At 68.2% G+C, this 18590-nt stretch carries 15 protein-coding genes, 1 tRNA gene and 1 pseudogene; 6 read left to right on the top strand and 11 right to left on the bottom strand.

Translation table 11 applies throughout. From position 1 onward, the window contains the following. Positions 1-6: 6 nt before the first annotated feature. The 4 genes and pseudogenes from AB0Q96_RS02445 to AB0Q96_RS02430 all read left to right on the top strand — a co-directional run bounded on the left by AB0Q96_RS02445 (position 7) and on the right by AB0Q96_RS02430 (position 1988). Positions 7-387: an ATP-binding protein gene (locus AB0Q96_RS02445; protein WP_365321154.1), complete on the top strand. Its 381-nt coding sequence runs from the start codon at positions 7-9 to the stop codon at positions 385-387. A gap of 86 nt (positions 388-473) precedes the next feature. Then, a complete protein-coding gene (locus AB0Q96_RS02440; RefSeq protein WP_365321153.1) occupies positions 474-1382 on the top strand; it encodes a peptidoglycan-binding protein in 909 nt (302 codons plus the stop codon). Positions 1383-1420: 38 nt separating this feature from the next. Next, positions 1421-1630, top strand: a pseudogene (locus AB0Q96_RS02435) (hypothetical protein); the annotation flags it as partial. A gap of 94 nt (positions 1631-1724) precedes the next feature. Continuing rightward, entirely contained in the window at positions 1725-1988 is a 264-nt protein-coding gene (locus AB0Q96_RS02430; protein WP_132912350.1) for a hypothetical protein, read from the top strand. Positions 1989-2062: 74 nt separating this feature from the next. On the opposite strand, the gene AB0Q96_RS02425 is transcribed toward AB0Q96_RS02430, so the two are convergent. From AB0Q96_RS02425 to AB0Q96_RS02380, 10 genes are all read right to left on the bottom strand, one after another. Continuing rightward, on the bottom strand, positions 2063-5962 hold the full coding sequence (locus tag AB0Q96_RS02425; protein ID WP_365321152.1) for a DNA-directed RNA polymerase subunit beta': 3900 nt from the start codon (positions 5960-5962) through the stop codon (positions 2063-2065). Between the two features lie 98 nt (positions 5963-6060). Continuing rightward, positions 6061-9543, bottom strand: coding sequence for a DNA-directed RNA polymerase subunit beta (rpoB, locus tag AB0Q96_RS02420; RefSeq protein ID WP_365321151.1), 3483 nt, complete (start codon positions 9541-9543; stop codon positions 6061-6063). A gap of 547 nt (positions 9544-10090) precedes the next feature. Next, positions 10091-10474 (bottom strand): 50S ribosomal protein L7/L12, encoded by a 384-nt coding sequence (rplL, locus tag AB0Q96_RS02415; RefSeq protein ID WP_365321150.1) that lies wholly within the window; start codon positions 10472-10474, stop codon positions 10091-10093. A gap of 110 nt (positions 10475-10584) precedes the next feature. Then, a complete protein-coding gene (gene rplJ, locus AB0Q96_RS02410; protein ID WP_365321149.1) occupies positions 10585-11115 on the bottom strand; it encodes a 50S ribosomal protein L10 in 531 nt (176 codons plus the stop codon). 247 nt (positions 11116-11362) lie between these two features. Beyond that, entirely contained in the window at positions 11363-12298 is a 936-nt protein-coding gene (locus AB0Q96_RS02405) for a hypothetical protein (protein WP_365321148.1), read from the bottom strand. Positions 12299-12452: 154 nt separating this feature from the next. After that, positions 12453-13181 carry a 50S ribosomal protein L1 gene (rplA, locus tag AB0Q96_RS02400; protein WP_365321147.1) on the bottom strand — a complete coding sequence of 243 codons (729 nt, stop codon included), beginning with the start codon at positions 13179-13181 and terminating at the stop codon, positions 12453-12455. 78 nt (positions 13182-13259) lie between these two features. Beyond that, positions 13260-13694: a 50S ribosomal protein L11 gene (gene rplK, locus AB0Q96_RS02395; protein WP_329423173.1), complete on the bottom strand. Its 435-nt coding sequence runs from the start codon at positions 13692-13694 to the stop codon at positions 13260-13262. A 160-nt stretch (positions 13695-13854) separates the two neighbouring features. After that, the gene (nusG, locus tag AB0Q96_RS02390; protein ID WP_365321146.1) at positions 13855-14784 is read right to left on the bottom strand and encodes a transcription termination/antitermination protein NusG; all 930 of its coding nucleotides are present in this window, start codon (positions 14782-14784) and stop codon (positions 13855-13857) included. A 44-nt stretch (positions 14785-14828) separates the two neighbouring features. Continuing rightward, positions 14829-15113, bottom strand: coding sequence for a preprotein translocase subunit SecE (secE, locus tag AB0Q96_RS02385; protein ID WP_365321145.1), 285 nt, complete (start codon positions 15111-15113; stop codon positions 14829-14831). A 117-nt stretch (positions 15114-15230) separates the two neighbouring features. Next, positions 15231-15303, bottom strand: a tRNA-Trp gene (locus AB0Q96_RS02380). 238 nt (positions 15304-15541) lie between these two features. Between AB0Q96_RS02380 and AB0Q96_RS02375 the strand changes: the two genes are divergently transcribed. Further along, the gene (locus AB0Q96_RS02375; protein WP_365321144.1) at positions 15542-16768 is read left to right on the top strand and encodes a pyridoxal phosphate-dependent aminotransferase; all 1227 of its coding nucleotides are present in this window, start codon (positions 15542-15544) and stop codon (positions 16766-16768) included. Between the two features lie 137 nt (positions 16769-16905). Next, complete coding sequence (locus tag AB0Q96_RS02370) at positions 16906-17937, top strand: adenosine deaminase (protein ID WP_365321143.1); 1032 nt, start codon at positions 16906-16908, stop codon at positions 17935-17937. Here AB0Q96_RS02370 and AB0Q96_RS02365 read toward each other — a convergent pair. After that, positions 17930-18523, bottom strand: coding sequence for a helix-turn-helix domain-containing protein (locus AB0Q96_RS02365; RefSeq protein WP_365321142.1), 594 nt, complete (start codon positions 18521-18523; stop codon positions 17930-17932). The two genes, AB0Q96_RS02370 and AB0Q96_RS02365, sit on opposite strands and share 8 nt — an antisense overlap. Positions 18524-18590: the final 67 nt, after the last annotated feature.

The raw sequence follows: 18590 nt of genomic DNA, 5'->3' as shown, positions 1-18590 counted from the left end.
CACCCCATGAACATCGACCCCACCCAGCCCTGGGGCGTGGCCATCGACTACGCGGGCCGCGCCCGGGTGACCGAGAACGGCCACACCCTCGACATCCGCGTCTACGACAACTCCTTCGGCGGCGCCCTCGACCGGGACCCGGTCACCGGCCAGTACCCGTCGGTCCACGTCTCGGCCGCCTTCGCCGAGAACGGCTCCGGCGACGCCGTCCTGCGCGGCAGCGCCCTCGTCGTGGTCACCGCCCAGGACGGCAACCCGGCCGTCCCCGACCCGACCGCGGTCCGGCGGGCCGTCGACCTGGCGCTCGCCGACTTCGAGAACCGCCGCACCGCCTACACCGCGCTCTGCGCCACCTGGGCGCCGGCCGCCCCGGCCCCGGCCCCGTAGCGCCCCGCGGGCCGCCCCGCCCGCCCCCGTACGTCCCACGCCCCGTGCCGATCCGGCCGGGGTTTTCGCATGCCCGGAGGACACAGATGGCCACTCCCCTGTCCGCGGACCGCTTCGTCGCGGCACTCCGCGCCGAAGGCGTCACCGTCGTCGAGCACGACGGCTGGCGCACCCACAACCGCAACGGCCACGGCGCCTGGGGCCCCGTGACCGGTGTGATGATCCACCACACCGTCTCGGCCGGCACGGAGAACACCGTCGCCCTCTGCTACGACGGCTACGCGGGCCTGCCCGGCCCGCTCTGCCACGGCGTGATCGCCAAGGACGGCTCGGTCCACCTGGTCGCGAGCGGCCGGGCCAACCACGCCGGCGGCGGCGACCCGTCCGTCCTCCAGGCCGTGACCAGCGAGACCTACGGGGACCGCCCGCCCACGCCGCGCGCCCACCAGGGCAGCCCCGGCGCCGTCGACGGCAACGCCCGCTTCTACGGCTTCGAGTGCATCAACCTCGGCAACGGCAGCGACCCCTGGCCGCCCGCCCAGCTCGACGCCATCGAGCGGGTGTCGGCCGCCCTGTGCCGCGCCCACAGCTGGGGCGCCAAGTCCGTGATCGGTCACTCCGAGTGGTCCGACTGGAAGAACGACCCCCGCGGCTTCGGCATGCCGGGCATGCGCGAGCGGGTCCAGAAGCGGCTCGGCTCCGCCCCGGCCGCCAAGCCCACCGCCCCCAAGCCGGCCGCCCCGCGCTACCAGCCGTTCCCCGGGACCGCCTTCTTCCGGACCACGCCCAGCTCGCCCGTCGTCACCGCGATGGGCCGGCGGCTGACCGCCGAGGGCTGCGGCCGGTACCAGGTCGGGCCGAGCCCGCGCTGGTCCGAGGCCGACCGCCAGTCGTACGCCGCCTGGCAGCGGAAGCTCGGCTTCTCCGGCACCGACGCCGACGGCTGGCCGGGCCGCGCCTCCTGGAACGCGCTGAAGGTCCCCTACGTCCAGTAACCCCCTCGCACCGAACCCCCACGCAAGGAGAACCACCCATGTCCGAAGCCGCCAAGCGCACGGTCCGCACCGTGCTGCAGACCGCCGTCGGCATCGCCGTGGTGCTGCCGGCCCTGGTCGACGCCTCCGGCATCCCCGCGACCCTCCCCTGGGTCGCGGCGGCCCTGGCCGTCGCCGGCGCCCTCACCCGGGTGATGGCCTTCCCGGCCTTCCAGGCGCTGCTGCCGTCCTGGCTGCGCGTCGACCCGGTTCCGGCACCGGCCCGGGAGCTCGCTCCGGTCCACGAGCTCGCGCCCGCGGCCGACCCGGAGGTCCGCCCGGACACCCTTCCGGAGGCGGCCGATGACCGAGTCTGACCCGAACGACCCGGTCGCCGTCGCGCTCGAACTGGAACGGCTGCGCGGCACCCTGGAGGCCGGCTTCGCCCGCGTCGACGGCTCGCTCGCCCTGCTGGTCCAGCGCAGCGACCAGACCGACAAGCAGCTCGCCGACCACGAGGCGCGGCTCGACGCCCTGGAGCGCTCCCGCTGGCCGCTCGCCAGCATCGGCGCCCTCGCCGCGGTGGCCACGGTCGCCGTCACGGCCTGGGAGCTGACCGCGCGCTGACCCCTCCGGGGTGGGCGAACGCCGAAGGGCGGCCACCCCTCTCGGGGTGACCGCCCTTCGGTCAAGCGACTCGCTTACTGGTTGTACGGACCGTAGTCGTAGTCCTCCAGCGGAACGGCCTGGCCGGAGCCGGTGCCGAACGGCGAGTAGTCGATGTCGTCGTAGCCGACGGCCGAGTACATCGCGGCCTTGGCCTCCTCGGTCGGCTCCACCCGGATGTTGCGGTAGCGGGACAGACCCGTACCGGCCGGGATGAGCTTACCGATGATGACGTTCTCCTTGAGGCCGATGAGGCTGTCGGACTTGGCGTTGATCGCCGCATCCGTCAGGACTCGGGTCGTCTCCTGGAAGGAGGCGGCCGACAGCCAGGACTCCGTCGCCAGCGAGGCCTTGGTGATACCCATCAGCTGCGGACGGCCGGAGGCCGGGTGGCCGCCTTCCTGGACCACACGACGGTTCTCGGTCTCGAACTTCGAACGCTCGACCAGCTCGCCGGGCAGCAGCTCCGCGTCGCCCGACTCGATGATCGTCACGCGGCGCAGCATCTGCCGGATGATGATCTCGATGTGCTTGTCGTGGATAGACACACCCTGCGAGTTGTAGACCTTCTGGACCTCGCCGACCAGGTGGACCTGGACGGCACGCTGGCCGAGGATCCGCAGCACGTCGTGCGGGTTGGTGGCACCCACGGTGAGCTTCTGGCCCACCTCGACGTGGTCGCCCTCGCCCACGAGCAGACGGGCGCGCTTCGAGATCGGGAACGCCGTCTCGTCGGTGCCGTCGTCCGGGGTGATGACGATCTTCTTGGTCTTCTCGGTCTCCTCGATGCGGACGCGGCCGGCCGCCTCCGAGATCGGGGCGACACCCTTGGGCTGACGAGCCTCGAAGAGCTCGACGACACGGGGCAGACCCTGGGTGATGTCGTCACCGGCCACACCACCGGTGTGGAAGGTACGCATCGTCAGCTGGGTACCGGGCTCACCGATGGACTGGGCGGCGATGATGCCGACCGCCTCACCGATGTCGACCAGCTTGCCGGTGGCCAGCGAGCGGCCGTAGCAGAAGGCACAGGTGCCGACGGCCGACTCACAGGTCAGGACCGAGCGGGTCTTGACCTCCTCGACGCCCGCGTTGACCAGCGCGTCGATGAGCACATCGCCCAGGTCGACGTTGGCCGGCGCGATGACCTTGCCGTCCACGACGACGTCCTCGGCGAGCATCCGTGCGTACACGGAGGTCTCGACGTCGTCCGTCTTGCGCAGGCTGCCGTCCGCGGCGCGCTCGGCGATCTTCAGCTTCAGACCGCGCTCGGTGCCACAGTCCTCCTCGCGGATGATCACGTCCTGCGAGACGTCCACCAGACGACGGGTCAGGTAACCCGAGTCGGCGGTACGCAGGGCGGTGTCGGCGAGACCCTTACGGGCACCGTGCGTCGAGATGAAGTACTCGAGGACGGAGAGGCCCTCACGGAAGGACGCCTTGATGGGACGCGGGATCGTCTCGTTCTTCGCGTTCGACACCAGACCACGCATACCGGCGATCTGTCGCATCTGCATCATGTTTCCTCGGGCACCCGAGTCAACCATCATGAAGATGGGGTTCGTCTTGGGGAAGTTCGCGTTCATCGCCTCGGCGACCTCGTTGGTCGCCTTGGTCCAGATCGCGATGAGCTCCTGCGTGCGCTCTTCCTTGGTGATCAGACCGCGCTCGTACTGCTTCTGGACCTTCTCGTCCTGCGCCTCGTAACCCTTGACGATCTCCTTCTTCGCCTCGGGAACGACGACGTCGGAGATGGCCACGGTGACACCGGAACGGGTCGCCCAGAAGAAGCCCGACGCCTTCAGGTTGTCGAGCGTCGCCGCCACGATGACCTTGGGGTAGCGCTCGGCCAGGTCGTTGACGATCTCGGAGAGCTGCTTCTTGCCCACCGAGTAGTCGACGAACGGGTAGTCCTCGGGCAGCAGCTCGTTGAAGAGCGCGCGGCCCAGGGTCGTCCGGATCCGGAACGAATCACCCTGCTGCCACTCCGGCTCGCCCTCCTCGGCGACCGGGGGAACCCAGCCGCGCGGCGGGACGGTGCCGATCGGGAAGCGGATGTCGATCGGGGACTGCAGCGCCAGCTCGCCGGCGTCGAACGCCATGATCGCCTCGGCCGTGGAGCCGAACGCGCGGCCCTCGCCCTTGGTGTCACGGAGCTCACCGTCGGTGGTGAGGAAGAACAGACCGAGGACCATGTCCTGGGTCGGCATCGTCACCGGACGGCCGTCGGCGGGCTTGAGGATGTTGTTCGAGGACAGCATCAGGATGCGGGCCTCGGCCTGCGCCTCCGCGGAGAGCGGCAGGTGGACGGCCATCTGGTCACCGTCGAAGTCCGCGTTGAACGCGGTGCAGACGAGCGGGTGGATCTGGATGGCCTTGCCCTCGACCAGCTGGGGCTCGAAGGCCTGGATGCCGAGTCGGTGCAGCGTGGGCGCACGGTTCAGCAGAACCGGGTGCTCGGCGATGACCTCTTCGAGGACGTCGTACACGACCGTGCGGCCGCGCTCGACCATCCGCTTCGCCGACTTGATGTTCTGCGCGTGGTTCAGGTCGACCAGGCGCTTCATCACGAACGGCTTGAAGAGCTCCAGCGCCATGGCCTTCGGCAGACCGCACTGGTGCAGCTTGAGCTGCGGGCCGACGACGATGACGGAACGCGCGGAGTAGTCCACACGCTTGCCGAGCAGGTTCTGACGGAATCGACCCTGCTTGCCCTTCAGCATGTCGCTGAGGGACTTCAGCGGACGGTTGCCGGGGCCCGTGACCGGGCGACCGCGACGGCCGTTGTCGAAGAGGGCGTCGACCGCCTCCTGGAGCATCCGCTTCTCGTTGTTCACGATGATCTCGGGGGCACCGAGGTCGAGCAGACGCTTCAGACGGTTGTTGCGGTTGATCACGCGGCGGTACAGGTCGTTCAGGTCGGAGGTCGCGAAGCGGCCACCGTCCAGCTGCACCATCGGACGCAGGTCCGGCGGGATGACCGGCACGCAGTCGAGCACCATGCCGTTGGGCTTGTTGCTGGTCTGCAGGAACGCGGAGACGACCTTGAGGCGCTTGAGCGCGCGGGTCTTCTTCTGGCCCTTGCCGGTACGGATGATCTCGCGGAGGCGCTCGGCCTCCTCCTCCAGGTCGAAGGACTCCAGGCGCTTCTGCAGCGCCGCGGCACCCATCGAACCGTCGAAGTACGTGCCGAAGCGGTCACGCAGCTCGCGGTAGAGGAGCTCGTCGCCCTCCAGGTCCTGGACCTTGAGGTTCTTGAAGCGGGTCCAGACCTCGTCCAGGCGGTCGATCTCGCGCTGCGCACGGTCGCGCAGCTGCTTCATCTCACGCTCGGCACCCTCGCGCACCTTGCGGCGCACGTCGGCCTTGGCGCCCTCGGCCTCAAGCTCGCCGAGGTCGTTCTCCAGCTTCTTGGCGCGGTTCTCCAGGTCGGAGTCGCGACGGTTCTCGATCTGCTGGCGCTCGACGGAGACGTGCGCCTCGAGCGAGGGCAGGTCGCGCGTCCGGCGCTCGTCGTCGACGAACGTGATCATGTACGCCGCGAAGTAGATGACCTTCTCGAGGTCCTTCGGGGCGAGGTCGAGCAGGTATCCAAGGCGCGACGGGACGCCCTTGAAGTACCAGATGTGGGTGACGGGAGCGGCGAGCTCGATGTGGCCCATCCGCTCACGGCGCACCTTGGCGCGGGTGACCTCGACGCCACACCGCTCACAGATGATGCCCTTGAAGCGGACACGCTTGTACTTGCCGCAGTAGCACTCCCAGTCCCGGGTCGGACCGAAGATCTTCTCGCAGAAGAGTCCGTCCTTCTCGGGCTTCAGGGTGCGGTAGTTGATGGTCTCCGGCTTCTTGACCTCGCCGTGGCTCCACTGACGGATGTCGTCAGCGGTGGCCAGACCGATCCGGAGCTCGTCGAAGAAGTTGACGTCGAGCACTATGCGTCAATCCCTCTCAGGGTTGTAAGGCTGTGGGTCTGATACGGGGGTCCTGGGGCCGGCCGGGGGCTCATGCTGAGCCCCCGGCCGAACTCCCGTCAGACCTCTTCGACGCTGCTCGGCTCGCGCCGGGACAGGTCGATGCCGAGCTCCTCCGCTGCGCGGAAGACGTCCTCGTCGGTGTCGCGCATCTCGATGGACATGCCGTCCGAGGACAGCACCTCCACGTTGAGGCACAGGGACTGCATCTCCTTGATGAGCACCTTGAAGGACTCGGGGATGCCGGGCTCAGGGATGTTCTCGCCCTTGACGATGGCCTCGTAGACCTTCACGCGGCCGGTCACGTCGTCGGACTTGATCGTCAGCAGCTCCTGGAGGGCGTACGCGGCGCCATAAGCCTCCAGCGCCCACACCTCCATCTCACCGAAGCGCTGGCCACCGAACTGGGCCTTACCACCCAGCGGCTGCTGGGTGATCATCGAGTACGGGCCGGTCGAACGCGCGTGGAGCTTGTCGTCGACCAGGTGGTGCAGCTTGAGGATGTACATGTACCCGACCGAGATCGGGTCCGGGAACGGCTCGCCGGAGCGGCCGTCGAACAGCCTCGCCTTACCGGTCGGGAGCACCATGCGCTCGCCGTCGCGGTTCGGGATGGTGTGGTTCAGCAGGCCCGCGAGCTCGTCCTCACGCGCACCGTCGAAGACCGGGGTGGCGACGTTGGTGCCGGGGGCGACCTGGTCGGCACCGATGGCCTGGAGGCGCTGCGCCCACTCGTCCGCGAGGCCGGAGACGTCCCAGCCGCGGCTGGCGAGCCAGCCGAGGTGGATCTCCAGGACCTGTCCCGGGTTCATTCGGGACGGGACACCCAGCGGGTTGAGGATGATGTCGACCGGGGTGCCGTCCTCGAGGAACGGCATGTCCTCGATCGGAAGGATCTTGGAGATGACACCCTTGTTGCCGTGACGGCCGGCGAGCTTGTCACCATCGGTGATCTTGCGCTTCTGGGCGACGTAGACGCGGACCAGCTGGTTCACGCCCGGAGGAAGCTCGTCGCCCTCCTCGCGGTCGAAGACGCGGACGCCGATGACCTTGCCGATCTCGCCGTGCGGGACCTTCAGCGAGGTGTCACGCACCTCGCGCGCCTTCTCACCGAAGATCGCGCGGAGCAGGCGCTCCTCGGGGGTCAGCTCGGTCTCACCCTTGGGCGTGACCTTGCCGACGAGGATGTCGCCGGCGACGACGTCCGCACCGATGCGGATGATGCCGCGCTCGTCGAGGTCGGCGAGGACCTCCTCGGAGACGTTCGGGATGTCCCGGGTGATCTCCTCCGGGCCCAGCTTGGTGTCACGGGCGTCGACCTCGTGCTCCTCGATGTGGATCGAGGAGAGGACGTCGTCCTGCACGAGGCGCTGCGACAGGATGATCGCGTCCTCGTAGTTGTGGCCCTCCCACGGCATGAACGCCACGAGCAGGTTCTTGCCGAGCGCCATCTCGCCGTCTTCGGTGGCGGGACCGTCGGCCAGCACCTGGCCCTCGATGACCCGGTCGCCCTCGTCGACGACGACTTTCTGGTTGACCGAGGTGCCCTGGTTCGAGCGGGAGAACTTGTGCAGGCGGTACGTGATGTACGTGCCGTCGTCGTTGGCGACCGTGATGTAGTCGGCCGACAGCTCCTGGACGACACCGTCCTTCTCGGCCTTGAGCACGTCGCCGGCGTCGGTGGCGCAGCGGTACTCCATGCCGGTGCCGACGAGCGGGGCCTCCGACTTAATCAGCGGGACGGCCTGACGCATCATGTTCGCGCCCATGAGGGCACGGTTGGCGTCGTCGTGCTCGAGGAACGGGATCATGGCGGTCGCGACCGACACCATCTGGCGCGGCGAGACGTCCATGTAGTCCACGTCGGCCGGGAGGACGTAGTCGACCTCGCCGCCACGCTTACGGACCAGGACGCGAGGCTCGGTGAACTGGAGCTCGTCGTTCAGGGTCGCGTTCGCCTGGGCGATGACGAAGCGGTCCTCCTCGTCGGCGGTGACGTAGTCGACCTCGTCGGTGACCTGGCCGTCGACGACCTTGCGGTACGGCGTCTCGATGAAGCCGAAGGGGTTGATCCGGCCGTACGAGGCGAGCGAACCGATCAGACCGATGTTCGGGCCTTCGGGGGTCTCGATCGGGCACATGCGTCCGTAGTGGGACGGGTGCACGTCTCGGACCTCGAAGCCGGCCCGCTCACGGGACAGACCACCCGGGCCGAGCGCGGACAGACGACGCTTGTGCGTCAGCCCGGACAGCGGGTTGTTCTGGTCCATGAACTGCGACAGCTGGCTGGTGCCGAAGAACTCCTTGATGGAGGCGACGACCGGCCGGATGTTGATCAGGGTCTGCGGCGTGATCGCCTCGACGTCCTGGGTGGTCATGCGCTCACGCACGACGCGCTCCATACGAGCCAGACCCGTGCGGACCTGGTTCTGGATGAGCTCGCCGACGTTGCGCAGACGACGGTTGCCGAAGTGGTCGATGTCGTCGGGCTCGACGACGATCTCCGTGCCGCTGGCGCCGATCGTCTCGGTCTCGCCCGCGTGGAGCTTGACCAGGTACTTGATCGTGGCGATGACGTCGTCGGTCGTGAGGACGCCCGCGTTCAGCGGCTCGTCCGCACCCAGCTTCTTGTTGACCTTGTAGCGGCCGACCTTCGCGAGGTCGTAGCGCTTCGGGTTGAAGTACAGGTTCTCGAGCAGCGTCTGGGCGGCCTCGCGCGTCGGCGGCTCGCCCGGGCGCAGCTTGCGGTAGATGTCGAGCAGCGCGTCGTCCTGACCCTGGGTGTGGTCCTTCTCCAGGGTGGCGCGCATGGACTCGTACTCGCCGAACTCCTGCAGGATCTGCTCGGTGGTCCAGCCGAGCGCCTTGAGCAGGACGGTGACGGACTGCTTGCGCTTGCGGTCGATGCGGACACCGACCATGTCGCGCTTGTCGATCTCCATCTCCAGCCAGGCACCCCGGGACGGGATGATCTTGGCCGAGAAGATGTCCTTGTCGGACGTCTTGTCGATGGAGGAGTCGAAGTAGACGCCGGGGGAACGGACGAGCTGCGACACGACGACACGCTCGGTGCCGTTGATGACGAAGGTGCCCTTGCTGGTCATGAGCGGGAAGTCGCCCATGAAGACCGTCTGGGACTTGATCTCGCCGGTCTCGTTGTTCGTGAACTCGGCGGTCACGAAGAGCGGGGCACCGTAGGTGAAGTCACGGTCCTTGCACTCGTCGATCGAGTTCTTCGGCGGCTCGAAGCGGTGGTCGCGGAACGTCAGCGACATCGACCCGGAGAAGTCCTCGATCGGGGAGATCTCCTCGAAGATCTCCTCCAGGCCGGACTTCGTGGGGACATCCCGTCCCGACTCGAGAGCGGCCTCGACGCGACCCTTCCAGGCGGCGTTGCCGAGCAGCCAGTCGAAGCTCTCGGTCTGGAGCGCGAGAAGGTTCGGAACCTCGAGGGGCTCCTTGATCTTTGCAAAGGAGATGCGCAGCGGGGCGGTGCTGGCGCCGTTGTTCGTATTGGTCGAGGCGTTGCGCGAGGCGGCCAAGAGGGGGTCCTTCCGAGGGCTCGGACTCACTACGCGCGTACCGGTCCCTAGCGGAGCTTGTTGGAAGACGTTTCCCGATGTGGCTGAAAGGCCAGGTCAGAGTGGGTCGACCAGCGAAGCGGTTGCGAGGGGATGCCCCTGGTGACGGGCAGGGGGCAGTTAACAGGCAGCGCAAAGGGACAGTGTAGCCACTTGGCCCACTGATGTCCAGGGCGAGTTCTTCGCAACCCTCGTTGTTCTCAACTCCGCGGTACCACGCGCCGTGTGGCGCACCTCGATACTGCCCGTTCGATCGTCGATCCATGCCTCGGAAACGGATCGTTGTGACGACGCGTCCTGAGAATTGCGCGCTGCGTGCGGTTCGTCAAGGCCCCCGCCCGTGCGCGGCGCACGGCGAAGATCACCATACTCCGCATCCGGAGGCCCGTACGACCGCCGCCACGCGGTCCCAGGGGACGCCGAAAGGCGACCACCCAGATGGATGATCGCCTTTCGGTGCCTCCGCGTTACACGGGGGCAGGAGTCAGCTCAGCGAGCCGAAACGGTCTTACTTGACCGTGACGGAGGCGCCGGCGGCCTTGAGGGACTCGGCAGCCTTCTCGGCGGCCTCCTTCGCGACCTTCTCGAGGACCGGCTTCGGGGTGCCGTCGACGAGGTCCTTGGCCTCCTTGAGGCCCAGGGAGGTGAGCTCGCGCACGACCTTGATGACCTGGATCTTCTTGTCGCCGGCACCCTCGAGGATGACGTCGAACTCGTCCTGCTCCTCGGCCGCCTCGGCGGCCGGGCCGACGCCCGCGGGGCCGGCAACGGCGACGGCCGCGGCGGCGGTGACGTCGAACTTCTCCTCGAAGGCCTTCACGAACTCGGAGAGCTCGATGAGGGTCATCTCCTCGAACTGGGCGAGGAGGTCGTCCTGAGAGAGCTTCGCCATGATGGGCGATCCTTCCACTAATTCGGCAGGTGCCGGATGTATGTAAAGGCGGGCGTAACGGCCCGCTGTGACCCGCTCACATGTGCGAGCGGATCAGTGCGCGAGCCGAATTACTCGGCACCGCCCTGCTCGGCGAGCTTGACGCGAAGCGCTTCCGCGGTGCGGACGAACTTCGACGGCAGCGCCTGGAGGAGCGAAGCAGTCTGGGACTGCTTGCCCTTGAAGGCGCCGGCCAGCTTGCTGAGCAGAACCTCGCGGGACTCGAGGTCCGCGAGCTTCTTGATCTCGTCGGCGGAGAGAGCCTTACCGTCAAGGACACCGGCCTTGATGATGAGGTTCGGGTTCTCCTTGGCGAAGTCACGCAGAGCCTTCGCCGACTCCACCGGGTCACCGGTGACGAAGGCGACCGCGGTCGGACCAGCGAAGTGCTCGTCCAGTGCGGTGATCCCGGCCTCGTTGGCCGCAATCTTGGTCAGCGTGTTCTTCACCACGGCGTACTGGGCGTTCTCACCGAGCGAACGACGCAGCGTCTTGAGCTGCGCAACGGTGAGACCCCGGTACTCGGTCAGCACAGCGGCGTTCGAGCCACGGAACTGGTCCGCGAGCTCGGCCACCGAGGCAGCCTTGTCGGGCCTTGCCATAGAGCGTCGGCCTCCTTCCGGGTGATGTGACCGCACGGAAGGGGCTGAACAAAACAGAACGCCCCGGGCGCAGGCGCACGGGGCTCAGCTCGACCGGATCGAAATCCGGGAACTCATCCACAGTCACCTGCGCGGGTCGTTCGCCACTCAGCGAATCCTTCGGCCACCGCACCTATAGGGGCGCAGCGACGACCAGCGGTCTTTGGCTTCTGTGGAAGCGTACGTGAAGGGGCGGCCCAGGAGCAAATCAGCCCTGGGGGGCGCCGCCCTTGAGTCCCTTGAGCATCTCGAAGAGGTCGAAGGTGTCCTTGGCGGGCGGGGCCTGCACGGCCGCCTTGGCGCCGTAGTCGGTGTAGTCGGTGCGTATGTGCATCGAGCCCTTGGCCATCTTGACGTCGACGACCATCCGGGACGGGTAGCCGTCCTTGTTGACCCAGACCTCGGTGTCGTAGCCCTTCATGCCCATCTTCTTCATGGCGGCCACGAGCTGCTCGCGGTCCTTGGGCGCGAGCAGCTCGGACTGCTTGTTGGCGTCCAGCATCTGCTCGAAGGTGAGGTTGCCCTTGTAGTGCTCGGCGTCGGCGCCGTTGATCTTCTCCGAGCCGATGTGCTTCAGGTTCGGCGACTCCAGGAGCAGGGCGAGCTGCTGGGAGGGGTCCTGGTTCATGTTCTCCAGGCCGCCGGCCATCTGGTTCTGCAGGGCCGGGTCGCCGGCGGCCTCGGCGGCCGCCTTGAGGTCCAGCTTCATCCAGCGCTTGCCGTCCATCTCGGCGGCCTGCTTGGCGCCCATGTCCACGTACATGACCTGGTCGAGCAGGATCATGCGGGACTCCTTGGGAGCGCCCGGGCCGGCGCCGGCGAGCGCGGAGCCCGCCATGGTGATGTCCATGGCGCCCGGGTTCCACGACTGGACACCGGTCATCTCCGTGGTGCCCGATTCCTCGGGGGACGCCGGGTTCTTCATGTCCATGGTCATCTTGATCTTCGCGGAGCGGGCGTCCGCGGTCTTGCGGTAGGCGGCCTGGATGACCTTGGTCATCTCGTCGCGCGTCTGGCCGGCCTGGTGCTTCTCCGAGCTCGCACCCGCCGCCTTGCCGTCGCCGTCCTGGCAGCCCGCCACACCGGCGATGACCGCCACGGCCGCCATCGAGACGCCCGCGCGCTTCCATGCGGACATGCTCATGCGTCCCCACCCCACTCAGTCTTCAATGTGTTCGCAAAGCTTTTCGGTCCCCAGCACCGTAACGCACGGTACCGACAGCACCCGAACGAAAAACCGCCCCCCACGGCTCCGAGGAGCCGTGGGGGGCGGTTTCAGGACGCTTGAGTCAGGAGACTCAGACCGCGGCCGGGTCCTCCTCGACGAGGAGGTTGCGGGTGCGGTTCGAGTCGACCGGAATGCCGGGGCCCATCGTGGTGGCGATGGCGGCCTTCTTGATGTAGCGACCCTTGGCGGCGGACGGCTTCAGACGGAGGATCTCCTCCAGGGCCGCACCGTAGTTCTCCACCAGCTGCGCGTCGTCGAACGACACCTTGCCGATGATGAAGTGCAGGTTCGAGTGCTTGTCGACGCGGAACTCGATCTTGCCGCCCTTGATCTCGTTGACGGCCTTCACCACGTCGGGGGTGACGGTGCCCGTCTTCGGGTTCGGCATCAGACCACGCGGGCCGAGGACGCGGCCGAGGCGGCCGACCTTGCCCATGAGGTCCGGGGTGGCCACCACGGCGTCGAACTCGTTCAGGCGGTTGCCCTTGGAGATCTCGTCGATGAGCTCGTCGGAGCCGACGATGTCGGCGCCAGCGGCGATCGCGGCCTCGGCACGGTCACCGGTCGCGAAGACCAGGACCCGGGCGGTCTTGCCGGTGCCGTGCGGAAGGTTCACGGTGCCACGGACCATCTGGTCGGCCTTGCGCGGGTCGACACCCAGGCGGAAGGCGACCTCGACGGTGGCGTCGAACTTCGTGGTGGAGGTCTCCTTGGCAATACGGACGGCCTCGAGCGGGGCGTAGAGCTTCTCCCGGTCGATCTTGCTGTCCGCAGCGCGGAGAGACTTGCTGCGCTTCACTTCTGCTCCTGTGTGTTTCAGGGGGGAGTCGTGGTGCGGGCCGGCGCAGGCCCTACCACTGGGGACTTACGGGGCTTGTCAGCCCTCGACCGTGATGCCCATGGAGCGGGCGGTGCCGGCGATGATCTTCGACGCGGCGTCCAGGTCGTTGGCGTTCAGGTCGGGCAGCTTGACCGTGGCGATCTCGCGGACCTGGGCGGCCGTGAGCTTCGCGACCTTGGTCTTGTGCGGCTCGCCGGAGCCCTTGTCCACACCCGCGGCCTTGAGGATCAGCTTGGCAGCCGGCGGAGTCTTGGTGATGAAGGTGAAGGAACGGTCCTCGTAGACCGTGATCTCCACCGGCACGACCATGCCACGCTGCGACTCGGTCGCGGCGTTGTAGGCCTTGCAGAACTCCATGATGTTGACGCCGTGCTGACCGAGCGCGGGGCCGACCGGCGGGGCCGGGTTGGCCGCACCGGCGTTGATCTGGAGCTTGATAAGCCCCGTGATCTTCTTCTTCTTGGGAGGCATGTGCTCTCTCCGGGTCCTAGTGAGAGTTTTCAGCCGTTCCGTCCGGTCTCCGGACGGAGGCATACCGCACAACGATAACGGGTATAGACGTGCGGCTAAAAACCGAGCAGGTCAGAGCGGCTCTGGGAGCCACTCTGACCTGGTCGGAAACCTGTGTGGATCAGTTCTTCTGGATCTGGTCGAAGCTGAGCTCGACCGGGGTCTCGCGACCGAAGATCTCGACGAGGCCCTTGACCTTCTTCGAGTCGGCGTTGATCTCGTTGATCGTGGCCTGGAGGGTCGCGAAGGGGCCGTCGGTGACGGTGACCGAGTCGCCCACCTCGAAGTCCAGGACCTCGACGGTGACCTTGCGGGCCGGAACCGGCTTGCCCTCGGCCTCGGCGGCCTCGCGGGCGGCCTTCTCCTCGGCCTCCGGGGCGAGCATCTTGACGATCTCGTCCAGGGTCAGCGGGTACGGGTCGTAGGCGTTGCCCACGAAGCCGGTGACGCCCGGCGTGTTGCGGACGACGCCCCAGGACTCGTTCGTCAGATCCATGCGGACGAGAACGTAACCGGGCAGCTTGTTCTGCCGGACGTTCTTGCGCTCGCCGTTCTTGATCTGGACGATCTCTTCCTCGGGCACCTCGGCCTGGTAGATGAACTCCTCGACGTTCAGCGAGACGGCACGCTGCTCGAGGTTGGCCTTGACGCGCTTCTCGTAGCCCGCGTAGGTGTGGATGACGTACCACTCGCCGGGCAGGGTGCGCAGCTCCTCGCGGAGCGCGGCGATCGGGTCGACCGGAGCGGCGGGCTCGGCCTCCTCGACCTCGGCCTCGACGTCCGCGTCCTCGGAGTCGTCGCCCTCGTCCTCGGCGGCCTCTTCGGCGTCGTCGTCGGACTCGGCGTCCTCGTCGGCGGCCTCTTCGTCGTCCTCGGACTCGTCGGCGTCATCGGCCTCGTCGGCCTCGGCGTGGAGCGCGGCCTCCTCGGCGGCCTGGCCGGCCTCGGCGTCAGCAGCGTCGGCCTGGTCCTCGTCGGCCGCCTCGACGATGTCCTGCTCGTCCTCGACGGACTCGGACTCGAAGGCGTCGTTCAGGTTCGCGTCAGACACGGTGGCTGCTTCTTCCTGCGATACAGATGGGGTGGAACAAAAAGTCAGCCGAAGACGTACTTGACTGCTTCCTGGAAGCCATAGTCAATCACGGTCACAAGGCCGATCATGATGACAACGAAGACAATCACCACAGTGGTGTACGTCGACAGCTGGCTTCGCGTGGGCCAGACGACCTTGCGGAGTTCCGCGACGACCTGGCGGTAGAAAAGCGCGAGGCGGCCCAGAGGGCCCTTCTTTCCGCGCTTGCCGCCCTTGCGGGTCTTCTTCGAGTCCGGAGCGGCGTCTTCGGCATCAGGCATGTCGATGGAGCCTACGGCGTCCGTCACGATCTTTCACCTGATTCCGGGTCTGGCCGTGCCGCGCCCGGATGGGTGGAGCCGCACGGCGTGCAATGAAGTAATGAAGTACGTACAACATGCGCACACGCCTGGCGGTGTGTGTAGCAGGGCCGGAGGGACTTGAACCCCCAACCGCCGGTTTTGGAGACCGGTGCTCTACCAATTGAGCTACGACCCTTTGCGATGCCCCCCAACCTACCGCATCGTGAGATGTGGTCGGTGCGGGCCAACGAGCAGTGAGTGTACGTGGTCATGGGGCCCCGCGTCGAACAGAAACGGCTCCGACCTGCGTACGGCCGTGTCCCAACCCCCTTTGATCCGCCGGGGGACGGCGAGTACGACCGGGATTGACCGTTCCTGTCCGCTCCGTGAAACCTGTGCACCGGGCCCGTTCGAGGTCTGGGACGATGGGCTGCATGAGCTCTGCTACCTCTCCCACCGAGCGCCGGGTCTCCGCCCGGATCGGTGCGATCTCCGAGTCCGCGACCCTCGCCGTCGACGCCAAGGCCAAGGCCCTCAAGGCCGCCGGGCGCCCGGTCATCGGCTTCGGCGCGGGTGAGCCCGACTTCCCGACGCCGGACTACATCGTCGCGGCGGCCGTCGAGGCCTGCAAGAACCCGAAGTTCCACCGCTACACGCCGGCCGGCGGTCTGCCCGAGCTGAAGGCCGCGATCGCCGCGAAGACGCTGCGCGACTCCGGCTACGAGGTCGACGCCTCCCAGGTCCTGGTGACCAACGGCGGCAAGCAGGCGATCTACGAGGCGTTCGCCGCGATCCTCGACCCGGGCGACGAGGTCATCGTCCCGGCCCCGTACTGGACGACGTACCCCGAGTCGATCCGCCTCGCGGGCGGTGTCCCGGTGGAGGTCGTGGCCGACGAGACCACCGGCTACCGGGTCTCGGTGGAGCAGCTGGAGGCGGCGCGCACGGAGCGGACCAAGGTCGTCCTCTTCGTCTCCCCCTCGAACCCGACGGGCGCGGTGTACAGCGAGTCCGACGCCGAGGCGATCGGCCGCTGGGCCGTCGAGCACGGCCTGTGGGTCCTCACCGACGAGATCTACGAGCACCTGGTCTACGGCGACGCGAAGTTCACCTCGCTGCCGGCGATCCTGCCCGAGCTGCGCGACAAGTGCATCGTGGTCAACGGCGTCGCCAAGACGTACGCGATGACCGGCTGGCGGGTGGGCTGGATCGTCGGCCCGAAGGACGTCGTGAAGGCCGCGACCAACCTGCAGTCGCACGCCACCTCGAACGTGAGCAACGTGGCCCAGGCCGCCGCGCTGGCCGCCGTCTCCGGGAACCTGGACGCGGTCGCCGAGATGCGCACCGCCTTCGACCGGCGCCGCCAGACCATCGTGCGGATGCTCAACGAGATCGAGGGCGTGTACTGCCCGACGCCGGAGGGCGCGTTCTACGCGTACCCGTCGGTGAAGGCGCTGCTCGGCAAGGAGATCCGCGGCAAGCGCCCGCAGAGCTCGGTCGAGCTGGCCGCGCTGATCCTGGACGAGGCCGAGGTCGCGGTCGTCCCGGGCGAGGCCTTCGGCACGCCGGGCTACCTGCGCCTGTCGTACGCGCTCGGTGACGAGGACCTGGTGGAGGGCGTGTCCCGGCTCCAGAAGCTGCTCGGCGAGGCGCGCGACTGACCGCACCACCTGGTGACGTCACCGGCTGGTCCGGGCCCCCGGTTCTTCCGAACCGGGGGCCCGTTTTTGCGTTCTAGCAAGGTCCCGATCGGGGAAAGGGACTGTCCTCGTCCATTCGGGTGCGGCAAGATCGGTCGATGGAGCACGTTTACCGCGACCTCGCCACCCTCCCCAAGGCCCATCTGCACCTGCACTTCACGGGTTCGATGCGGCCCTCGACGCTGATCGAACTGGCCGACAAGTACGGGGTGCATCTCCCCGAGGCGCTCAAGAGCGGGACACCGCCCAAGCTGCGGGCCACCGACGAGCGCGGCTGGTTCCGCTTCCAGCGGCTCTACGACCTCGCCCGGTCCTGCCTGCGCGAGCCCGAGGACATCCAGCGGCTGGTGCGCGAGGCGGCCCAGGAGGACGTCCGCGACGGCTCGGGCTGGCTGGAGATCCAGGTCGACCCCACGTCGTACGCCCCGCTGCTCGGCGGTCTGATCCCCGCCATGGAGGTCATCCTCGACGCCGTGGAGTCGGCCGCGCGGGAGACCGGGCTCGGGATGCGGGTGCTCGTCGCGGCGAACCGGATGAAGCACCCCCTGGAGGCGCGCACGCTGGCGCGGCTCGCGGTGCGGTACGCGGACCGGGGCGTGGTCGGCTTCGGGCTCTCCAACGACGAGCGGCGGGGCATGGCCCGCGACTTCGACCGGGCCTTCGCCATCGCGCGCGAGGGCGGTCTGCTCGCGGCCCCGCACGGCGGCGAGCTGACCGGCCCCTCGTCCGTACGGGACTGCCTGGACGACCTGCGGGCGGCCCGGGTCGGCCACGGCGTCCGGGCGGCCGAGGACCCGCGGCTGCTGCGCAAGCTGGCCGAGCGCGGGGTGACCTGCGAGGTGTGCCCGTCGTCCAACGTGGCGCTCGGCGTGTACGAGAAGCCGGAGGACGTGCCGCTGCGCACCCTGTTCGACGCGGGGGTGCCGATGGCGCTGGGCGCGGACGACCCGCTGCTGTTCGGCTCGCGGCTCGCGGCGCAGTACGAGATCGCGCGCGCCCACCACGGCTTCACGGACCTGGAGCTGGCCGAGCTGGCGCGGCAGTCCGTGCGGGGCTCGGCGGCCCCGGAGGACGAGCGGCGGCGGCTGCTCGCGGGCATCGACGCCTGGCTGGCGGCGCCTGCTAGCTGAGGCCGCGCATCAGGGTGCGGGCGATCGAGCGGGCGAACGCGTCGAGGGACTGCGGGGGCCCGTCCGGGGCCGTCTCCCAGGCGAAGCAGCGCTGCACACAGGCGCCGAGCAGCAGGGCGGCGGCGGCCTCGGGGTCGGCGTCGGCGCTGATCCTGCCGTGCTCCCGCTCGGCGCGCAGATAGGCCGCGAGGCCCTCGATCGGCTTGTGGGGGCCGGTGCCGAGCTCGCGCATGCCCTCCTCGTGACGGCGCTTGAGCTGGGGCTCGGCGTAGAGGGAGGCGGCCATGGGGAAGGTCTGCTCGTAGAAGAGCGCGGCCTGGCGGGCGATCTCGACGAGGTTCTCCTCCACCCCGCGCCCCTTGGGGTCGACGGCGAGGCTGCCGAGCAGGTCGCCGAGGCGGGGCAGCCGTTCGTGGAGGACCGTGACGAACAGCTCCTCCTTGCTGCTGAAGTACTTGTAGAGCGCCGCCTCGGAGCAGCCGGCCGCCTTGGCGATCTCCTTGGTGGTGGTGCGGGCCAGGCCCGCCGTGCGCATGAGGTCGCGGGCGGCGTCGACGAGCCGCGTCCGGGTCGGCTTCTGCTCCACGGGGACTCCTGAACTCCTGGGACGGCTTGACGGGTGAGTGAGTACCCACTCACTCTAGAGGTGAGTG

Source organism: Streptomyces sp. NPDC093111, from assembly GCF_040683955.1.
Lineage (GTDB): Bacteria > Actinomycetota > Actinomycetes > Streptomycetales > Streptomycetaceae > Streptomyces.
The sequence above is the reverse complement of the archived record's forward strand: the minus strand, read 5'-3'. Positions and strand labels throughout refer to the sequence as shown.

Bases quoted from the DNA above. Each gene is read 5' to 3' on its own strand.
- AB0Q96_RS02430 (WP_132912350.1), top strand. From the start codon at position 1,725: ATGACCGAGTCTGACCCGAACGACCCGGTCGCCGTCGCGCTCGAACTG.
- AB0Q96_RS02405 (WP_365321148.1), bottom strand. From the start codon at position 12,298: ATGAGCATGTCCGCATGGAAGCGCGCGGGCGTCTCGATGGCGGCCGTG.
- rplJ (WP_365321149.1), bottom strand. From the start codon at position 11,115: ATGGCAAGGCCCGACAAGGCTGCCTCGGTGGCCGAGCTCGCGGACCAG.
- AB0Q96_RS02370 (WP_365321143.1), top strand. From the start codon at position 16,906: ATGGAGCACGTTTACCGCGACCTCGCCACCCTCCCCAAGGCCCATCTG.
- AB0Q96_RS02445 (WP_365321154.1), top strand. From the start codon at position 7: ATGAACATCGACCCCACCCAGCCCTGGGGCGTGGCCATCGACTACGCG.
- AB0Q96_RS02375 (WP_365321144.1), top strand. From the start codon at position 15,542: ATGAGCTCTGCTACCTCTCCCACCGAGCGCCGGGTCTCCGCCCGGATC.
- rplL (WP_365321150.1), bottom strand. From the start codon at position 10,474: ATGGCGAAGCTCTCTCAGGACGACCTCCTCGCCCAGTTCGAGGAGATG.
- AB0Q96_RS02440 (WP_365321153.1), top strand. From the start codon at position 474: ATGGCCACTCCCCTGTCCGCGGACCGCTTCGTCGCGGCACTCCGCGCC.
- rplK (WP_329423173.1), bottom strand. From the start codon at position 13,694: ATGCCTCCCAAGAAGAAGAAGATCACGGGGCTTATCAAGCTCCAGATC.